We start from the raw sequence: 17,106 nt of genomic DNA on the forward strand, positions 1-17,106 counted from the left end.
TAAGTTTTAACTAACTGTTCTATTGCTCTAACTCGCACCCTCCAATCATTATCACAGCGAGCCGATTGTTCAAGTATGGCTAAGGTATATTGGTGGTTTTTATAACTTTTAGCTAAATGTTCAATTGCTCTAACTCGCACATCCGAATCAGTATCACAGCGAGCCAATTGTTTAATTAGGGCTAAGGTATCTTTGTGGTCTTTGTAACCTTGAACTAACTGTTCAATCGCTCTAAATCGCACCCACAAATCAGTATCACAGCGAGCCAATTCTTGAAGTAGGGCTAAGGTATCTTTGTGGTCTTTGTAACCTTGAACTAACTGTTTAATTGCTATAGATCGCACCCACAAATCAGTATCAGAGCGAGCCAATTTTTTAAGTAGGGCTAAGGTATCTCGGTGGTCTTTGTAACCTTGAACTAACTGTTCAATTGCTCTAACTCGCACATACCTATCAGCATCCGAGCGAGCCAATTTTTTAAGTAGGGCTAAGGTATCTCGGTGGTCTTGCCAATGGGTGGCTACTGCTACAACAGCTTTAGTGCGAATATCACGGACTAAGTTGGCCTCATCTCCATACTTGTTATCAGTAGAATTTAGATCATAATGAATTAATTCTTTGATGCGATTCAGTAATCCAATATTCGTTGATTTAATCTCATACCGATTCCTAACCTCAGATAAACAATCCCCTGCCAGAAATAAATTATTAAAATCATCCTCTACTCCACCTTGTGCCATCAAATACTCAATAATCTCTCCACCTTTGGTAGAATCAATCATGCCCACAATCAACTGCAGCGCTTCATGCCAATATTCATCCCGCCAGTGCTTACCAAATACCTCAGTTTTCAACTGTGCTAGGGAAATATCCTGCTTTTTCTCAAATTTCCTGACAAATTCCCTAGCACAGAAATAGTCCAAAAATGTCCGATGCACAAAAGCGTAGTAATCTGCTCCTATTGAACAAAATATAAAATTGCGGGTACGCAACTGATTAATCATTACCTTAGCCACCGCTCTGGGATTACTAACCTCCCGTAATTTCAGCTCTTCTTTGATAATTCTTTCTAAATCTTCCCCACTAATCAGATTTCGCGCTAATCCTCCTTGATTACCCTGCATAAAATATGCCACTTTTCCCAATATCTCTTGCTTATCTTGATAATCAATAGTCTTCGGATCAACACGATTATCTTCTAGTAATGCTAGTTCCACATCCCATTGATGGAGCAGTAAGCGAGAAGATTGGTTATAGAGTTCAGAGCGGTCACGAGGCAATTCTTGATTGTGGTTCAGGATTGCCATCATGGTTAGTAATAGGGGATTTTGCGCCAGTTGTCGAATCCGAGAGCATGTCTTAATGGCTTTTTGTAAGCGCTCCTGTTTCCTATCTTTATCCGCTTGATCAGTAAAGGTTAACTCATGCCACTGCTCGATAAACGTTTGAATTTGTTCCGACTCCAAGCCTTGGAGCATTACATGACGAAATTCAGCATCCCGTAGCCGTTGAGGTTTATAACCAATTACCCGAGATGTCACAATTACTTGTACCTTAGGATACTGATTCGTAAAGCGATGAATATCAGTAATGACATCTTCTCGTTTCCCTGGCTCAAACACTTCATCCAAGCCATCAAACATCACTAAAACCTTACCAGCCTTTAACTGATCATCAAGTTTATTTTGATTGATATCACATATCGCTCCACTACTTTGATGGCAGAATTCCAAGAAATTCTGACACTGTCCACTATCGCGATTCCGGATATAAGTGGGTAAGTCAATCAGTAACGGAATCCGTAGAGAACTTTCAGTAGTTAGATCAGTTCTTGCCCACTCCAATGCTAAATATTGCAGTAAGGTAGATTTACCAGAGCCTGGGTTTCCTAAAACCACCAAATAGCGATAGCCTTGAGAGTCTTTGATCACATCCAATATCGATTGAATTGGCTGTTGATAATAAACCTGTTTAGCTCGTTGCAACTCCTTTTGGTCAATGTCCTGATCTAATTCACCACTCTCTTGCAGTTTTCGATAATCATCCTTAGGCAGTTCATGAATCGCCTCCGGCATCAAGTCATGAACCTCTTGCACATTTTGGGGGATAAATATATTCCAGAGTTTTAGTTCATTATAAGCACAGCCACTAGTATCCAAACTATCCAATTTAACATTACCGTAGCTCTCTAGGAGTGCTTCCTGATATTTCCTTAACTCAACATCTGGGGTAATTTCTGGTTTAGTGTTTTCTGCGATCGCTTCCAAGGTTTGGGAATTTCGGATAGGCCGTAACTGCTCTGATTCCCGAATAATATTTTTTACTTTCTTATTGTTCTTTTTTTTTCCTTTCTTGAGATAGCTTTTACCAATATAGTACATAGTGCCAATCAAATCCTTCCGGTAATTCTAATAAGTCAAGCTCAATCTAAGTCTTCGCTAATATATCGGTATCTATTCCTTAACAGCCATACTTGAACGCACTGCCCAGGATAGCTTTAATGGATTTATGTTTAATATACTGCTTGAGAGGTTTACTATACTGTTTTAATTCTTGCTTAGATAAATCAGCATCTTCCAATTCTTCTTCCACTAAAGCCATAAATTATTTTAATGCTTTACCCAAGAGTTTTTTCTGGATATTTTGATCCGATAGTCCGGTATACTCTTTGATGGATACTTTGAATAAGTCTTTGGTGTAGTCTTCTAGAGCTTCTTTGGCCAACGGACCAATCACCTCTTTGGCGAGATAGCCACCAGCACTAGAAATTCCCCAAACTGCTAACCAATCTAGCATGATATTGGTAGTTGTTTTTTGGTTTATCTATAATTATAAAGTAAAAGGAGTAGGGAGCGGTGCGACCCGTGGCGAATTTAATAATTAGATGCGGAAAGCGCACCGAGGGAGTCGGGAGCAGGAAAGTCCAATATAGCGTTTATGGGATGTATGAGGTACGCTTCTCAAGCTCAAAGTCCCTCTTTTATAAGGGAAACGGGGGTACGCTTTGGGAACAGGGAACAGGGAGCACAGCTGATGGCTGACAGCTGACAGCTGACAGCTGAGGGCTAAATGCTTACCGGCAGTTGCTAAGATCAAACTCATCAGTCGGAAAAATTGAGGTCATCTCATGTCACTTGCCAAACCCTCATTTAAAAAAGTTATTCTCCCTCATCCGGCTAAAGAAACCCTGCCCACCATGTATGATTTACCCAGTGAAGATCCCGAGGAGCCGGGTTTGCCTGACGAATTTCATCTTTGGCAACCACAACTGTGTAGTGAAACATTTCGCCCTCCCAATTATGACAGCGAAAGGGTGTTTGTGGCCAGTGACTTAAATTTATATTATGACCCCAACCATACCGCTTGGTACAAACGACCGGATTGGTTTGCGGTAGTAGGGATTTCCCGATTCTACCAGGGACGAGAGCTCAGAATGAGTTATGTGATCTGGCAAGAAGAAGTCAGACCAATTGTGGCGATAGAGTTTCTCTCTGCCAGCACCAGAGATCAAGACCTTGGTTACAGTGAACGAACGGGAGAACCACCAACGAAATGGGAAGTGTACGAGCAGATTTTAGCAATTCCCTACTATATCACCTTTGAGCGAGTCACCAACGAATTAAAAATCTTTCACTTAGATGGCGGCAGCTATCAACCCCAAACAATAGATAATTCCCAATTTTGGATCCCTGAGTTGCAATTGGGTTTAGGGCTATGGCTTGGGGAATATCGGGGATTGAATCGGTTGTGGCTACGTTGGTATGATCAAGATGGAAATTGGATTGCCACTAACGCAGAACGAACCGAACAAGAACGGCAACGAGCCGAACAAGAACGGCAACGAGCCGAACAAGAATACCAACGAGCTGAACAGGAACACCAACGAGCTGAACAGGAACACCAACGAGCTGAACAAGAACGTCAACAGAAGGAACTGGCTCAACAACGAGCTCAACAACTAGCAGAACGGTTACGACAGATGGGTATTAATCCCGATGAAATTTAACCCCTGTCTGAGTTTTTCTGTAAGCTATCAGCTATCAGCGTGTCGCGTATCAGCTATCAGCTAAAGGCTGACCACTGACGGCTGACCGGTCAAGGATTATTGGGGATGTGATCGATTTGGGCATAGCCACTGAAAACTAGCTTTTTACCCTGGGTCTCTAGACGATTGATGCGCATAGTAACACCATCAAGGTTGAAGCGGTCTAGATCCACCATATTGTTCAAGATCTCATCCAGGGCTACTGTCAAAGTTTGAGATATTTCTTGTAACGACTCTGGTATTTCATTAGCTTGAAACTGGGAGTCTTTAAACAAAATCCGCCGTCGCCGCTCTACTCCGATGGTAGATGTCATACTAATCGGTACTATGCCGTAATTCGGTAGATCAGCCTTAGCAAATAACCGTAGACCATTGTTCGGTTGCAGCTGCACTTGCACCTCAGTAAAGGAAACCGGAGCACCACCAGATAGTGCGGTTAAGGCTGGTGTAGAAAGGTTTTCCAGCCGCTTTCTTACTAGTTGTGCTTTAAAGGATTGGTTGATGTCAGCTTCAGTAAGAATAACTTGAGCGATCGCTTGAGTAGGTTGTTTCAGAGAAATCTTACCCTGAAGCACTGAGCTGAAATCCAGAGAGACAGCATCGGTTTCAAAGGACATCTCCTCTGTCCGGAATTCCCGACGAATCACTAAACCACGACCACTCATTTTGAAACTATCGATGCTACCTTGTAGCAACTTGCTAGAGGGATAGCAGCGCACAGACACATCTACCGATTCGCTTGTGGTAAACAGGTGGCGAATGGTCTTGCTGGCAACAGTATTGAGCAGCTGTTCACCCCAGTCAGTGCCAGAATTATTTGTACCGGTGAAGCCACCTAACATAACCATCTTGCATCCTGCGAGAGTTACTTCTACATTTGTAACAAAATGTGAAGAACTCAGCAATCGATCCTAGGGATTAAGGTTATTTGGTTATTCCCCATTGACATCCAGTGTAGCGTAAGTTAATCGGTTGTTCACCTTTAGTGTCCAGTGCAGGGTAGGTTATTTGGTTGGTTATCGGTTAATCAGCTGTAGTATATCAAATGTAGTATCTCAAACTGGTTAGCTCCAGAGGTCTCGGTTGTAGGGCTTTAGTTGTAGACCTAAAGGGGTCAAAAGCCAGTCTCAACCTTTATAGCATTTGTCATAGTTATCAAGTACATTCAATTTTCTTATCCAATCTTGATGGACTCGCTCATGGAGGGGAAGCCATCATGAAGGCGCTGGCTCCCCAATGGCTGGGCTGCTCCCTACTCTCTACTCCCTGCTCCCTATTCCCTAACAACCAGAGCCTAAGTACCTGACCCAATTGAGAACTACTTTATAATCCTTCACCTAATTGTTTACTTTCGTAAAATGTAGCTTAATATAATTAAGGCTTTATAATACTTGTAAAAGTTAGTCAAGAACAAAAATTAACCTAAAGTTGCGGTCTGTAACGTAATTAATGGGATTTTTGGGATGAGTATCACCGATTCTCATTTACCGATTACCCCTTACTAAACTCAGTTACAGCAAAGACTCCAGGTCAATACAGCAACCAGAGCTTTTTTTGTTCTCCTACTTTGTAAGCACCCCGCTCGCCCATAGACGAGGCAATAACACCAATAGTTAATCCCACATCTCCGCCAGCGGGTAGGACCAACGGGCTAATCTTGCCCGAATAGCTAAAAAACTCGGTTAAAAACTTCTAGGTATACGATTATTATGAGCGATAGCACTGTGAGCGATAGCACTGTGAGCGATAGCACTGCAATCAATGAAAACACTACCGCAGTTCAGCTAGCAGAAGCTCCAGCACAGGAAACCTCTGCCCTGGATACACTTCCCCCTTTACCTGGAAACCGTCCCATTGCTCCTAGTGAGCTTCATATTAGTGAAACACACAGCATAATGGGACATCGACCAATTGATGCCAGTAATCTCCAGGTATTAGAAACGATGTCTGTAATGGGAGAGCGCCCCATCACTTCTAGCAACATTGAGGTACTCGGTATCATGAAGGTGTCTGGGGAGAGACCAATTGCTGCTAGTAGTCTTCATCTTGACGAAATAGAGTACATCATGGGCAAGCGTCCCATCGCCCCAAATGATATTGATGCTGATCCACAGCTGATGGGTTATTTAGATTAAATTCAATCACCTGTTGATTTAGCGTCCGCTCCCACAACTGTTTTTTCCACGAACCACCCCTGTTTCAAAACAGGGGAATTTTGTGATTAGCTATTACTCAAGCCATTAGTAATTAGTAACGTAAGCCATAGATTAACCTTAAACCTTAAACCTTAAACCTTAAACCTTAAACCTTCAACCTTCAACATATCAAGGTGTTCTAAAAAATACTGACGATATAAATTACAACAGAGTGTGACTTGATTTCTCTGAACACTCACCAAACCCATACTCTGTAACTTATAGATACTGATTGGATCTAGTTCAACTCCCCTATCTGCTATAACCACCTGTTTAAGAGTAGTAGCTAAATCAGGATTTGCCCTGAGTACACTCAAGTGTTGCCGCAAATAGTCACTATAAATTCCCGTAGCAGTAGCTGCTTCAGCGAGTAATTGTTCTAGGCTAATGTTATGATAAGCCAAATGATAGAGAGCAAGCTGCACTAATCCCGGATGTCCTCCCACCATAGCCATCAGTTTCTCAGCAGCTTCACTATTTGACCAATGTAATCTATAAAGCTGCGCTAACTGCTGGATTTGCTGTTTGTTAAACTCGGGTAACTTAATCGGTAATCCCACATTAAACGGAGATTGGGAAGTTTCCAGAGCAACATAAATTTCTGTCGAGTAAACCACAATCACCCGCAGCTTTCGCCACACCGGTAGTTGTTTAGCTTCCTCATGCCAAGAGCGCAATAAGGGCAAAAAATCTTTAGCAGTTTGGGCATGCTCAAACAGGTGATGAACTTGATCCATTGCCAAAACGAGGGGATGGTGTATTTTTTCTAGGATATGTTCTTGTAAGTAACTCATACAGCTGACCTTACTGCCTAGGTCTTTATCCCAATAGTCATCCAGTTGGTGGGGAAGCTGGAGTTGGTAACTGACGTTAACACATAACCAGCGCAATAGCCGGTCTAAATTACTTAAAATGGCGGTTTCGGCTTGGTCAAAATTGAGGTATACTCTGTGATATTGTTTTTCTCTTGCCTGGTCTAATATTCGCAGCAGCAAAGAGGTTTTTCCTGTCTCTTTTGGTCCTGTAATCCGGAGCAAACTCCCAGGTTGCTGGATGGCTTGATAGCAAAGCTCTTCAATAGGAGGACGCTTTATATAAAGCTGAGATGGTAGGGGAAGTGCTCCACTGGGAAATTCAGCAATTTGACGTAGGCATTGACGGCGGTAATATTGCTCAATTATCTCTTGATAGTAGGGAGTAATCGGGGTTGTCTCCAGGGTGTTCCGGAAATTGGTCTTGGTGATCGCTTTGCCAAAAATATCTCCCAGTAATCGCCACAACTTATAGGCAGTCTTTCTGAGGTATTCAGGACCATAGTGTGCTTCGATCGCCATATCGGTATAGGTTTTTCCTTCCCAGGCTTGGTGCAGTATCCATTCCTGAAGTGGAGTCAACTTGATTTTCTCAACACTTTTGAGGATGTCAAGTACCTGATCAATAGTCATCACTAACAGTTCCCCAATATCTCAAACGACACTTTAGCGCTTTCTAACAAGGCAGACAATTAATTTAGGTTGATTCAGTGATTAAACTGGCTACACTTGCTAATTGACAAATACATACTATTATGTATAGTGCTGACATGCCTATCAAATGGTTGTCTTGGGATAGTTGACAAATAACTTATTTAAGGGGAATAATTCGGTTTTAGGTATATTCTAAGGGATTCGGGGTTAATTGAGTGGGTTAATCCGATAAATTTCCAGCAGACTGGGTCAATAGTGTAGCCAAATTTTAAAAGCAATTGGCTACATTTTTGTGTTGACGGTAGAGGATACTATCGCCACAATGCTATATGTTGCTCCAACAAATAGAGCTTGTCTGCTAAATCCATAGGTTGAGATAAGTCGGTTGCTATAAATAAAGGAAATATGTAGATTTTTTGTGGTTTACTGTTGATGTATTACTCTTAGTAATAAATGCTCAATGAATAATATTTTAGCGACTAATAGTTTATCTTTAATTACAGCTACAGCCACTGATTTACTTCAATAAATTAATAAGCAGGCAACCTTTTGGTGTGACTATCAAAACTATATAATAATTAATTGCCGCCAGGCATTAATTTAACTAATTCAATATGATTTTGCAGATAATTTGGCATGACAAACCCATTAATAATTATTTGTATTGATAATGATCCATCAGTTCTCAATAGCCTAAAAACATCTCTAGGTAAGACTCTCGGCAAAGAACATCTGATTGAAAATTTTGAAGGGAGTAAAGGGGTTGTCAAGTTAGTCGAAGAGTTGCGCCATGATGAGTCTGAAGTTGCTTTAGTTTTGGCTGGTGCTGTTATCCCTGATCTAAAAGGGGATGACTTATTAAACATAGCTTATTTTTTCTCTAACCAAACTATCAAAATTATGCTGACGGATGATCTGGATTTGGAAGGGACAGCCAAGGCAATTCGGTATGCAAAGTTATATCGTTACCTAGGCAAGCCTTGTCCATCTGAAGACCTTAAATTGACAGTCATAGAAGCCATACATAGTTATCTTCTTGAGGAAACATTGAAGGCACAAAATCGCCAACTTCAGGAACTCAATCAGCACTTGGAAAAAATAATCTGTGATCAAGCAGCACAGATTTCAGAATATACTACAGCACCAGAACAAGCTAATCAAGAGTGGCAGCACCTGAGTTCTATAAACCGTCAGCAAGCTGTCCTAGTTGACGAACTGCTAGAGAAGCAGTATCAATTGACCCAGTTCCTAGAAAGGATGCCTGTGGGTGTGGCTGTGTTTAATGATAAGGGGATACTAGAATTCCTCAATTATAAGGCGCGGCAGTTATTCGGAAAGGGAGTCGTGCCATTAACTACAGTTGAGCAAATGCCAGAGGTTTATCAACTTTATGTTGCCGGAACCAATCAGCTATACTTTGCTGAAAAATTAGTTGCTGTAAAGGCCTTAAAAGGTGAAAACTCCACCCTCGATGATATTGAAATCCACCAAGAAGACAAAATTCTCCCTATAGAAAGTTGGGGAACACCTATCTTTAATGAATTGGGTAACATTGCCTATGCTATCGTTGCCTTTCATGATATCACCCAACGCAAAAAAGCAGAAGCAGAACACCTACGCTTGATGCAGGAATTCTCGCAAGTTAATCAAGCTTATGAAAGCTTTGTTCCCCATCAGTTTCTCCAGTTATTGAACAAACCAAGCATTGTCGATGTTCAATTAGGGGATCATGTTCAGCAAGAGATGTCGGTGCTATTTTCCGATATTCGCTCCTTTAGCACCCTCTCGGAAAGTATGACACCTGAGGAAAATTTTGAATTTATCAATACCTATCTTTCTCGTATGGAATCTGTCATCACTGAAAATCATGGCTTTATTGATAAATACATGGGGGATGGGATTATGGCTCTGTTTAACGAAAGTGCTAATCATGCGGTCAACGCCGGAATTGCTATGCTCACATCCCTAGCTGACTATAATCAATCTCGGCGAAGCTCAGGACACCCAGCCATCACCGTTGGCATTGGCATCAATACTGGTTCCTTGATGTTAGGAACAGTGGGAGGAAAAAATCGGATGGATAGCACTGTCATCAGCGATGGGGTTAATTTAGCGTCTCGTTTAGAAGAATTAACGAAACCTTATGGGGTGCCATTATTAATCACTCACCATACTTATTGGAAGTTAGATAATCCCTTAGCTTATGCCATTCGCTTGATTGATCGGGTACCAGTGAAGGGCAAATCCGAAATGGTGACAGTTTATGAAATCTTTGATGCCGATGAACCGCAATTGCGAGAGGGCAAGTTAATTACTCGCAGCAAATTTGAACAAGCCTTGGTGCTTTATAATCTGCGTTATTTCTCCAAGGCATCAGTTCTGTTTCAGGAATGTCTACGCTTGAATCCAGGAGATAGTGTAGCACAAATTTATCTTGGACAATGTCAACTTCATACTCGCCTCTCTGGAGTGACTAAAATCAAGCAACCATTAAAATCTAGTTTACAAAATTTTGATTATGATGTAATATACAAACCTAACAACAAACTGTAGTCTTCGAGTCTGGGCTTCACTTTGATTAAATCCAGATCAGGTAAGGCTTTTAGGTAAGCGCGATTGACCAAAGGTCACGCTACGCGAACGCTCTTTTTGTGACAAATGCGGCTAATACCGCAATCAATTCCATCAGAATCCCACGCTAAAAACGTAGTGTTAGCGTGGGAGAGTCACCTAACTTGGTATCAATTTAAAGATTGACCGTTGGATGTTGAAGATGCCAATTTTTCCAATTGCTCCTGCTGGTCTTGGCTAATGCAAGCTTGAATCAATCCCTCCAAGTCCCCCTCCAGCAAAGGAGCGAGGGAATAATTTTGACCCAGTCGGTGATCGGTAACCCGATTATCTTTGTAGTTGTAGGTACGGATTTTCTCAGAACGAGCCCCTGTACCAACTTGGGCACGCCTCATCGAGGTCACCGCTTCTTGCTGTTCCTGTAACTTGATCTCGTACAGCTTAGCCCGGAGAATTTGCATAGCTCGCTCTCGGTTTTGCAGCTGAGATCGTTCTTCTGTACAGAAAATGCGAATTCCTGTAGGCTTGTGGTATAAATCAACTGCCGTTTCCACTTTGTTTACGTTCTGACCACCAGCACCACCCGAACGGGCTGTAGAAATTTCGATCTCCTTGGGGTCAATCTCCACATCCACCTCATCAACTTCCGGCATCACGGCTACCGTTGCTGTTGAGGTGTGAACTCTACCGCCAGCCTCAGTTACAGGTACTCGTTGGACTCGATGAACCCCAGCTTCAAACTTCAGCTTGCTGTAAACTTGCTCTCCCTGAATTTCTAATATCGCCTCTTTGAAGCCTCCCATATCCGCCAGAGACTCACTCAATAACTTTACTCGCCAGTTTTGACTTTCGGAATAGCGTGAGTACATCCGTACCAAGTCCCCTGCCCAGATACTTGCTTCATCGCCACCAGTTCCTGCCCGAATCTCCAGCATGATATTCTTTTCATCATTTGGGTCTTTGGGCAAGAGTAATATTTTAAGTTCTCTTTCCAGATGCTCTACCTTGGTCTGGAGTTCCTCAACTTCCAGAGCTGCCATTTCTTGCATTTCTGGCTCACCAGTGGATTCTTTGAGGATTTGCCTTGCTCCTGCCAAATCCTCTTGGGTTTTCTTCCAGTTGTCGTAAGTAGCAACAACTTCTTCTAAGGAGGCACGAGCTTTTGCCACTCGTTGCAACTCATTGGGGTCAGTGGCGATATCTGGATCAGCCAGACGCCTTGTTAATTCATGGTAGGTTTGCTCGACAGAGTTTAGTTTTTCCAGCAGGTAGGTTTCAGCCATGGTTTATGCGATCGCTCTCTTGAAATAGCCTAAGAAGTTAGGAAGGATGAAGTATAAATTTATGAATTATGAAGTGGGAACTATTAAGTGGGAAGTTTAAGTCCTAACTGTTTATCAAGTTTTTAGTCAACCTTAAGTTAGCCATCGCTAAACCCATTTCATGGTTCATTCCTCCTGGTTCATCTTTTATCCTTCATCCTTCACCCTTGAACTTCAGGAGCTATTTCTTTGTCTCATCAGAGCTAGCTGTATTGTCTGCAGCATCCAGCATCCCATATTTCCGCATAAAGCGTTCAACTCGCCCTTCCGTATCAATAATTTTCTGGGTTCCTGTGTAGAAGGGATGATTACCAGACCAAACATCGACGTGAAGTTCTGGCTGAGTTGAGCCAACGGTCATAACAACTTCCCCGTTGCAATAGACTTTAGCTTCTGGGTACCACTCTGGGTGAATATCTGGTTTTGGCATAGTTCCTCCTTTGATTTCTATTTTACTATATATTTAGCTAATTTTTCATTCCTATTTGTTAAATTATGGTAATGATATGCGCTAAGCACACCCTACTTGAGGTGCTATCAGCCCCTTAGCAGTCAGCTTTTCAATCCTGTCAAACTTAGGGATGTTGCTTAATGTTGCCCAGACATTAGCTATTGTGGACAACCCTTAATCAGCTAATTTATTAGCTTATTTATTATTGCTTTTAGCTAAAAGTTTATTCGGAATGGCTGATAGCTGATAGCTAAGGTCTGAATGCTTACAAATTTTTAATTACCATGTTGAATTTTAAATTAGCCAGCTGATAATTTATCGCTTCGAGTATTGGGGGGCTTTCCGAGCTTTTTTCAAGCCATATTTCTTACGCTCTTTTGACCGTGGGTCACGAGTCAAGTAGCCTTCTATTTTAAGAGGTTGGCGGTTTTCTGGGTCTAGTTCGCACAAGGCTCTAGCCACCCCTAGACGCACAGCATCAGATTGTCCCGTTAAGCCACCACCGTGGGCATTGACTAGGATATCGTACTCATTTTCCAAACCTAAAGTTTCCAAAGGTGCTTTCAGGCTGGCTAGGTACATGGGGTTAAAGTTAAAGTAAGCGTCCCCTGGACGTTTATTAACAATCAACTGACCGCTACCGGGAACCAAACGCACTCTAGCAACTGATGACTTACGACGACCAGTTCCCCAGTAAACAGCGCGACCTGCTTGTTCTTCTGCTTGCATTAGTTTTAGCCTCCTGGAATTGTTTTAATAGTTAGTTCTTGGGGTTGTTGTGCTTCATGGGGATGGGTCTGACCAGTGTAAACTTTCAGCTTCTTGAAAAGTTGGCGACCCAGAGAGTTTTTAGGTAGCATACCCTTGACAGCTTTCTCGATAATTCTTTCGGGTATACGTGCTTGCAATTCGGCAAAGGTTTCTGTCTTCATACCGCCAGGACGACCGGAATGGCGGCGGTATAGTTTTTGGTCTCGTTTTCTGCCAGTTACCATAACTTTTTCGGCATTGACAACAATCACGAAGTCACCAGTATCCATGTGGGGAGTGTAAGTAGGTTTGTTCTTCCCCCGCAGAATAATGGCTATTTCACTGGCTAGTCGTCCTAGACGCTGGTTGGTGGCGTCTACAACGTACCACTTTTTTTCAATTGAGTCTTTAGTTGGTATGTGGGTTTTTTCCATCGGTTCAATCAATATCAGGTTTACGGTTGGGTTGAAAGGTTGTCTCTTGTAGCTTGGCCTTAAGGCCCACGCTACACAGGTTGTTCTAGCCCAAGGAGCCCTTGTCGGTTAGTAGGTTGACAGATTAAATTGAATGTTACTTATCTCTAGAAGTAGCCTTCAGGCTTGTTACCTGTCACCTTCACCCCCTCTTCAATCTTGTTACGTGTAGTCTTCAACCCGTCAATTGAGGTAATATAAATTTGGGTTGGGTATCATACCATATTTCTGGGAGAAAGGGGCATTCTGGGTAGCCAACCCTTAGCAAGCACAAGCCTTTGGCTGGAGAAGCGTGTTTCACCTTGTCCCGCTGTTGGTTAACCCAGATGTCAGTAAACTGTTCTGGGGTTAGCTTCCCTATTCCCACTTGTACTAGCATTCCTACCAACAGACGCACCATACCATATAGAAATCCGTTAGCTTGAATTTCTATATGAATAAATGGTCCATTGCGGTAACATTCGGCTGCTTGCACATTTACCCAGGAATGCGATCGCCCCGAGTTGCTTCGGTGAAAGGCTGCCAAGTGATGCTTACCCAGCAGTGGTTTTAAGGCTGCCTGGATCAGGGATTCATCAAGGGGAGCTTGATAATAGTGCCAACAAAAGGGTTGTACAAACAAGTTAGGGCAGGCGTCGGTATAGATTGTGTATCGATAACGACGCCAGATGGCACTAAACCGAGCATGCCAGTCTTGTGAAACTAATGCTGATGCTCGGACTAAGATATCCTCTGGCAGTCTACTATTGAGTATCGCTGCCCAGCGATGGGCTGGTATGGGACCTGTGGCATTAAAATGAGCGACTTGGGCAGCAGCGTGAACCCCTGTATCAGTACGACCAGCACCATATAGGGTTATGGCTCGCTGTTGCACGCTGGACAGAACTGTTTCGATTTCTGACTGAACACTGCGATGCTGGGGTTGTCGCTGCCAGCCATAAAAGTTATTACCCAGGTATTGAATAACCAGGGCAATTCGCTGGATAGCTTTAGCATCGTTGTCAGACATCATGGATTAAGGATTAACAATTGACATTTTTAATGGTTAATTGCTTTAATGGTTAATTGCCTCAGACTAGTTCAATAATAGATATTTCAGCATTATCACCACGACGCCGCACCGTGCGCAGAATTCGGGTATATCCGCCGTTGCGATCGCCATATCGCGCTTTAACCTCAGCAAATAGGGAGTGAACTAACTTTTTGTCGTAGAGATAGGCAATTGCCCTACGTCGGGATGCCAAGGAGCCATCCTTGGCCAGGGTAATCATTCGCTCCACCTCCGAACGAATGGCTTTTGCCCGAGCTTTAGTGGTAGTGATTCGACCATGACGCAGTAATTCAGTGGTCAGGGATCTCATCAGAGCCCGACGTTGATCTGCTGGCTTGCCCAGTTTTGGCACACGACGCCCGTGACGCATTTTTTAGCTTCCTCCTTTTTTTTGAACAAGATTTGCCTTTATTCCTAGGGTTTGGACTAGCTAATTGCTAATTGTCCAGTCCCTTAAGTTTAATTGTTGTGGTTAAGTCTTAGCGGATTTTTCGTGGGGCAGTGTAATTCCTAGACGTCGTTGCAGAGCTTCAATCACTTCTTCAGCCGACTTTTGACCAAAGTTTTTGATTTCTAGGAGGTCTTCCTGACTATAATCGAGCAAATCGGATACAGAGTTGATCTGTGCTCGTTTCAGGCAGTTGTAAGCCCGAACCGAGAGTTGTAATTCTTCGATTGGGATTTGGCTGGTCGGATCGTCATCATCACCATAGTCATCTTTAATAGATTCGAGATTAATATCCTTGAGAGGATTGAACAGATCCACCAGGGTCCCAGCCGCTTGAGATAAAGCTTCTTGGGGAGTTATACTACCATTGGTCCAGACCTCTAAAGTTAAGCGATCCTTTTCCAGAGCACCATCAATGCGAGTATTTTCAACGCTGTAATTTACTTTAGTCACCGGCATGAAAACAGAGTCAATCTGGAGGAAATCTACCGCTGTTGATTCATCATGCCCCCGTTCCACAGAGCGATATCCTGTACCCTTTTCGATGCGGAACTCCATTTCAAGCTTAGCCCCTTCTGCTAAAGTAGCAACATACTGACCTGGAGCAATAATTTCCACCTCCGAGGGCAAATCAAACTGAGCAGCTCTCACAGTGGATGGCCCAGTAATCATCACTCGACCTATCTGAGGTTGAGAGGTGTAGCTTTTGAGGACAACTTCCTTCATATTCAGCATAATTTCCAGGACATCCTCTCTGACTCCCTCAATTGTGGCAAACTCATTGTTTACGCCAGCAATCCTGACAGCCGTCACTGCTGCTCCTTCTAGGTTGGACAGCAAAACTCGTCTGAGGGCGTTGCCAACCGTTGTGCCTTGACCACGTTCGAGAGGCTCTAGGACAAATCTGCTATACTGACTTTGGTTCTTCAGTGTTTTGGATTCTACACACTCAATCTGAAACTGCGCCACAGAGTGACCTCCCTCTATTCATAAGACCCCTTTAACCGAATACAGGTTGAAGGGATAGTAAGCCAAAGGGTAAGGAGTTCCTTATGAACCTCCTCCTTTCAAGCTACTTTCCTTTCAACCTAACGGTCGCAAAAAATATACTCTTATACTCGACGCCGTTTGGGTGGACGGCAGCCGTTATGAGGAATTGGAGTTACATCCCTGATTAGGGTGATTTCCAGTCCGGCTCCTTGCAGGGCCCGAATAGCGGTTTCTCGACCTGCTCCTGGTCCACTCACCATCACTTCCACCTGACGCATACCTTGGTCTATGGCTCGTCGGGCAGCACTGTCAGCAGCGGTCTGAGCAGCGAAGGGAGTTCCTTTTTTTGCCCCCTTAAATCCACTAGAGCCAGCTGAAGCCCAAGAGACTACATCCCCTTTGGTGTCAGAAATGGTGACGATAGTATTATTGAACGTAGACTGGATGTATGCTATTCCATTGGGTACATTGCGTTTCTGCTTTTTTGTACCACCTTTTTTTGTTGGTCGCGCCATGTCACTTGACTTTACTCTATCGGTGATTGATTATCTTGGGGTTGAGTAACTTGAACAATTTTGTCCAAAGTCTTTTGTCCAAAGTCCTTTGTCCAAAGTGACTAACAGAAGGTCTCCTGGCAGTTACTTTTGACGAATGACCAATGACCACAAAGCTGTGGTGGATAGTTGAGCTGACTAGAGCTATTACTTCTTAGCCGGTGCTTTTTTCTTTCCAGCGATAGTCACTCGTCTACCGCGACGGGTACGGGCATTAGTGCGGGTTCGCTGTCCTCTCACGGGCAGTCCCATGCGATGACGACGTCCGCGATAGGTACCAATATCTACTAGGCGCTTGATGTTCATTGACTGCCAGCGCCTTAAATCCCCTTCCACCTGATAATTTTTTTCGACAGCTGCTCTGAGGGCAGCCACCTCAGCATCGGTCAAATCCTTAACCCTCGTATCTGGGTTAACTCCTGTTGCTGCTAAAATGTCTTTAGACCGCGACAGACCGATTCCATAAATGTAGGTCAGACCTATTTCTACACGTTTATCGCGAGGTAGGTCTACACTGGCAATCCGAGCCACGCTTGGTTCTCCCTTGACTGAAGTTTTGTGCTACAAATTAAATGTATGGATTAAGTGTATGGATTTGAGGTTTATCCCTGACGCTGTTTGTGTTTGGGATTCGGGCAAATCACCATAACTCGACCGTGGCGTCGAATCACGCGGCACTTTTCACACATTTTTCGGACAGATGGTCTAACTTTCATGCCTTTTTTTCTGGACAGAATGCAGTTGGTTATTATATCTTTTTTTTGGTTGACTTGTCAAATTTAACTTATTT

At 43.2% G+C, this 17,106-nt stretch carries 19 protein-coding genes; 4 read left to right on the top strand and 15 right to left on the bottom strand.

What is annotated here, in order from left to right; genetic code table 11:
* From LYNGBM3L_RS31880 to LYNGBM3L_RS48130, 3 genes are all read right to left on the bottom strand, one after another.
* A partial coding sequence (locus tag LYNGBM3L_RS31880; protein WP_229414773.1) for an NACHT domain-containing protein occupies positions 1 to 2,381 on the bottom strand: 2,381 nt, incomplete at its 3' end.
* 79 nt (positions 2,382 to 2,460) lie between these two features.
* Positions 2,461 to 2,601, bottom strand: coding sequence for a hypothetical protein (locus LYNGBM3L_RS48125; protein ID WP_008191138.1), 141 nt, complete (start codon positions 2,599 to 2,601; stop codon positions 2,461 to 2,463).
* Between the two features lie 3 nt (positions 2,602 to 2,604).
* Positions 2,605 to 2,796 carry a hypothetical protein gene (locus LYNGBM3L_RS48130; RefSeq protein WP_008191140.1) on the bottom strand — a complete coding sequence of 64 codons (192 nt, stop codon included), beginning with the start codon at positions 2,794 to 2,796 and terminating at the stop codon, positions 2,605 to 2,607.
* A gap of 68 nt (positions 2,797 to 2,864) precedes the next feature.
* Here LYNGBM3L_RS48130 and LYNGBM3L_RS44760 point away from each other — a divergent pair, with 68 nt between their 5' ends.
* Entirely contained in the window at positions 2,865 to 3,041 is a 177-nt protein-coding gene (locus tag LYNGBM3L_RS44760; RefSeq protein ID WP_154659986.1) for a hypothetical protein, read from the top strand.
* Positions 3,042 to 3,127: 86 nt separating this feature from the next.
* Complete coding sequence (locus tag LYNGBM3L_RS31885; RefSeq protein ID WP_008191141.1) at positions 3,128 to 4,006, top strand: Uma2 family endonuclease; 879 nt, start codon at positions 3,128 to 3,130, stop codon at positions 4,004 to 4,006.
* Between the two features lie 89 nt (positions 4,007 to 4,095).
* Here the strand turns inward: LYNGBM3L_RS31885 and LYNGBM3L_RS31890 are convergent, their stop codons facing one another.
* Positions 4,096 to 4,887, bottom strand: a complete 792-nt coding sequence (locus LYNGBM3L_RS31890; protein WP_008191143.1) for an LmeA family phospholipid-binding protein — start codon at positions 4,885 to 4,887, stop codon at positions 4,096 to 4,098.
* Positions 4,888 to 5,754: 867 nt separating this feature from the next.
* On the opposite strand from LYNGBM3L_RS31890, the gene LYNGBM3L_RS31895 reads away from it, so the two are divergent.
* Positions 5,755 to 6,180: a hypothetical protein gene (locus LYNGBM3L_RS31895; RefSeq protein WP_008191146.1), complete on the top strand. Its 426-nt coding sequence runs from the start codon at positions 5,755 to 5,757 to the stop codon at positions 6,178 to 6,180.
* A gap of 152 nt (positions 6,181 to 6,332) precedes the next feature.
* Here LYNGBM3L_RS31895 and LYNGBM3L_RS31900 read toward each other — a convergent pair whose 3' ends face one another.
* Positions 6,333 to 7,685 (bottom strand): AAA-like domain-containing protein, encoded by a 1,353-nt coding sequence (locus LYNGBM3L_RS31900; protein ID WP_008191148.1) that lies wholly within the window; start codon positions 7,683 to 7,685, stop codon positions 6,333 to 6,335.
* A 657-nt stretch (positions 7,686 to 8,342) separates the two neighbouring features.
* Here LYNGBM3L_RS31900 and LYNGBM3L_RS31905 point away from each other — a divergent pair.
* Positions 8,343 to 10,259 carry an adenylate/guanylate cyclase domain-containing protein gene (locus LYNGBM3L_RS31905; protein WP_008191151.1) on the top strand — a complete coding sequence of 639 codons (1,917 nt, stop codon included), beginning with the start codon at positions 8,343 to 8,345 and terminating at the stop codon, positions 10,257 to 10,259.
* Positions 10,260 to 10,447: 188 nt separating this feature from the next.
* Here the strand turns inward: LYNGBM3L_RS31905 and prfA are convergent, their stop codons facing one another.
* From prfA to rpmJ, 10 genes are all read right to left on the bottom strand, one after another.
* Positions 10,448 to 11,560 carry a peptide chain release factor 1 gene (gene prfA, locus LYNGBM3L_RS31910; RefSeq protein WP_008191153.1) on the bottom strand — a complete coding sequence of 371 codons (1,113 nt, stop codon included), beginning with the start codon at positions 11,558 to 11,560 and terminating at the stop codon, positions 10,448 to 10,450.
* Positions 11,561 to 11,780: 220 nt separating this feature from the next.
* Positions 11,781 to 12,029 (bottom strand): 50S ribosomal protein L31, encoded by a 249-nt coding sequence (rpmE, locus tag LYNGBM3L_RS31915; RefSeq protein WP_008191155.1) that lies wholly within the window; start codon positions 12,027 to 12,029, stop codon positions 11,781 to 11,783.
* A 336-nt stretch (positions 12,030 to 12,365) separates the two neighbouring features.
* On the bottom strand, positions 12,366 to 12,779 hold the full coding sequence (rpsI, locus tag LYNGBM3L_RS31920; protein ID WP_008191157.1) for a 30S ribosomal protein S9: 414 nt from the start codon (positions 12,777 to 12,779) through the stop codon (positions 12,366 to 12,368).
* Positions 12,780 to 12,784: 5 nt separating this feature from the next.
* Complete coding sequence (rplM, locus tag LYNGBM3L_RS31925; protein WP_008191159.1) at positions 12,785 to 13,234, bottom strand: 50S ribosomal protein L13; 450 nt, start codon at positions 13,232 to 13,234, stop codon at positions 12,785 to 12,787.
* A 214-nt stretch (positions 13,235 to 13,448) separates the two neighbouring features.
* Complete coding sequence (gene truA, locus LYNGBM3L_RS31930) at positions 13,449 to 14,282, bottom strand: tRNA pseudouridine(38-40) synthase TruA (RefSeq protein WP_008191161.1); 834 nt, start codon at positions 14,280 to 14,282, stop codon at positions 13,449 to 13,451.
* A gap of 61 nt (positions 14,283 to 14,343) precedes the next feature.
* Entirely contained in the window at positions 14,344 to 14,694 is a 351-nt protein-coding gene (gene rplQ, locus LYNGBM3L_RS31935) for a 50S ribosomal protein L17 (RefSeq protein WP_008191162.1), read from the bottom strand.
* A gap of 102 nt (positions 14,695 to 14,796) precedes the next feature.
* A complete protein-coding gene (locus tag LYNGBM3L_RS31940; protein ID WP_008191164.1) occupies positions 14,797 to 15,741 on the bottom strand; it encodes a DNA-directed RNA polymerase subunit alpha in 945 nt (314 codons plus the stop codon).
* Between the two features lie 143 nt (positions 15,742 to 15,884).
* Positions 15,885 to 16,277: a 30S ribosomal protein S11 gene (rpsK, locus tag LYNGBM3L_RS31945; protein ID WP_008191167.1), complete on the bottom strand. Its 393-nt coding sequence runs from the start codon at positions 16,275 to 16,277 to the stop codon at positions 15,885 to 15,887.
* A 186-nt stretch (positions 16,278 to 16,463) separates the two neighbouring features.
* Positions 16,464 to 16,847, bottom strand: a complete 384-nt coding sequence (gene rpsM / locus LYNGBM3L_RS31950) for a 30S ribosomal protein S13 (RefSeq protein ID WP_008191169.1) — start codon at positions 16,845 to 16,847, stop codon at positions 16,464 to 16,466.
* A gap of 71 nt (positions 16,848 to 16,918) precedes the next feature.
* Positions 16,919 to 17,032, bottom strand: coding sequence for a 50S ribosomal protein L36 (rpmJ, locus tag LYNGBM3L_RS37590; protein WP_071986986.1), 114 nt, complete (start codon positions 17,030 to 17,032; stop codon positions 16,919 to 16,921).
* Between the last annotated feature and the right edge of the window lie 74 nt (positions 17,033 to 17,106).

This window comes from Moorena producens 3L, from assembly GCF_000211815.1.
Taxonomy (GTDB): domain Bacteria; phylum Cyanobacteriota; class Cyanobacteriia; order Cyanobacteriales; family Coleofasciculaceae; genus Moorena; species Moorena producens.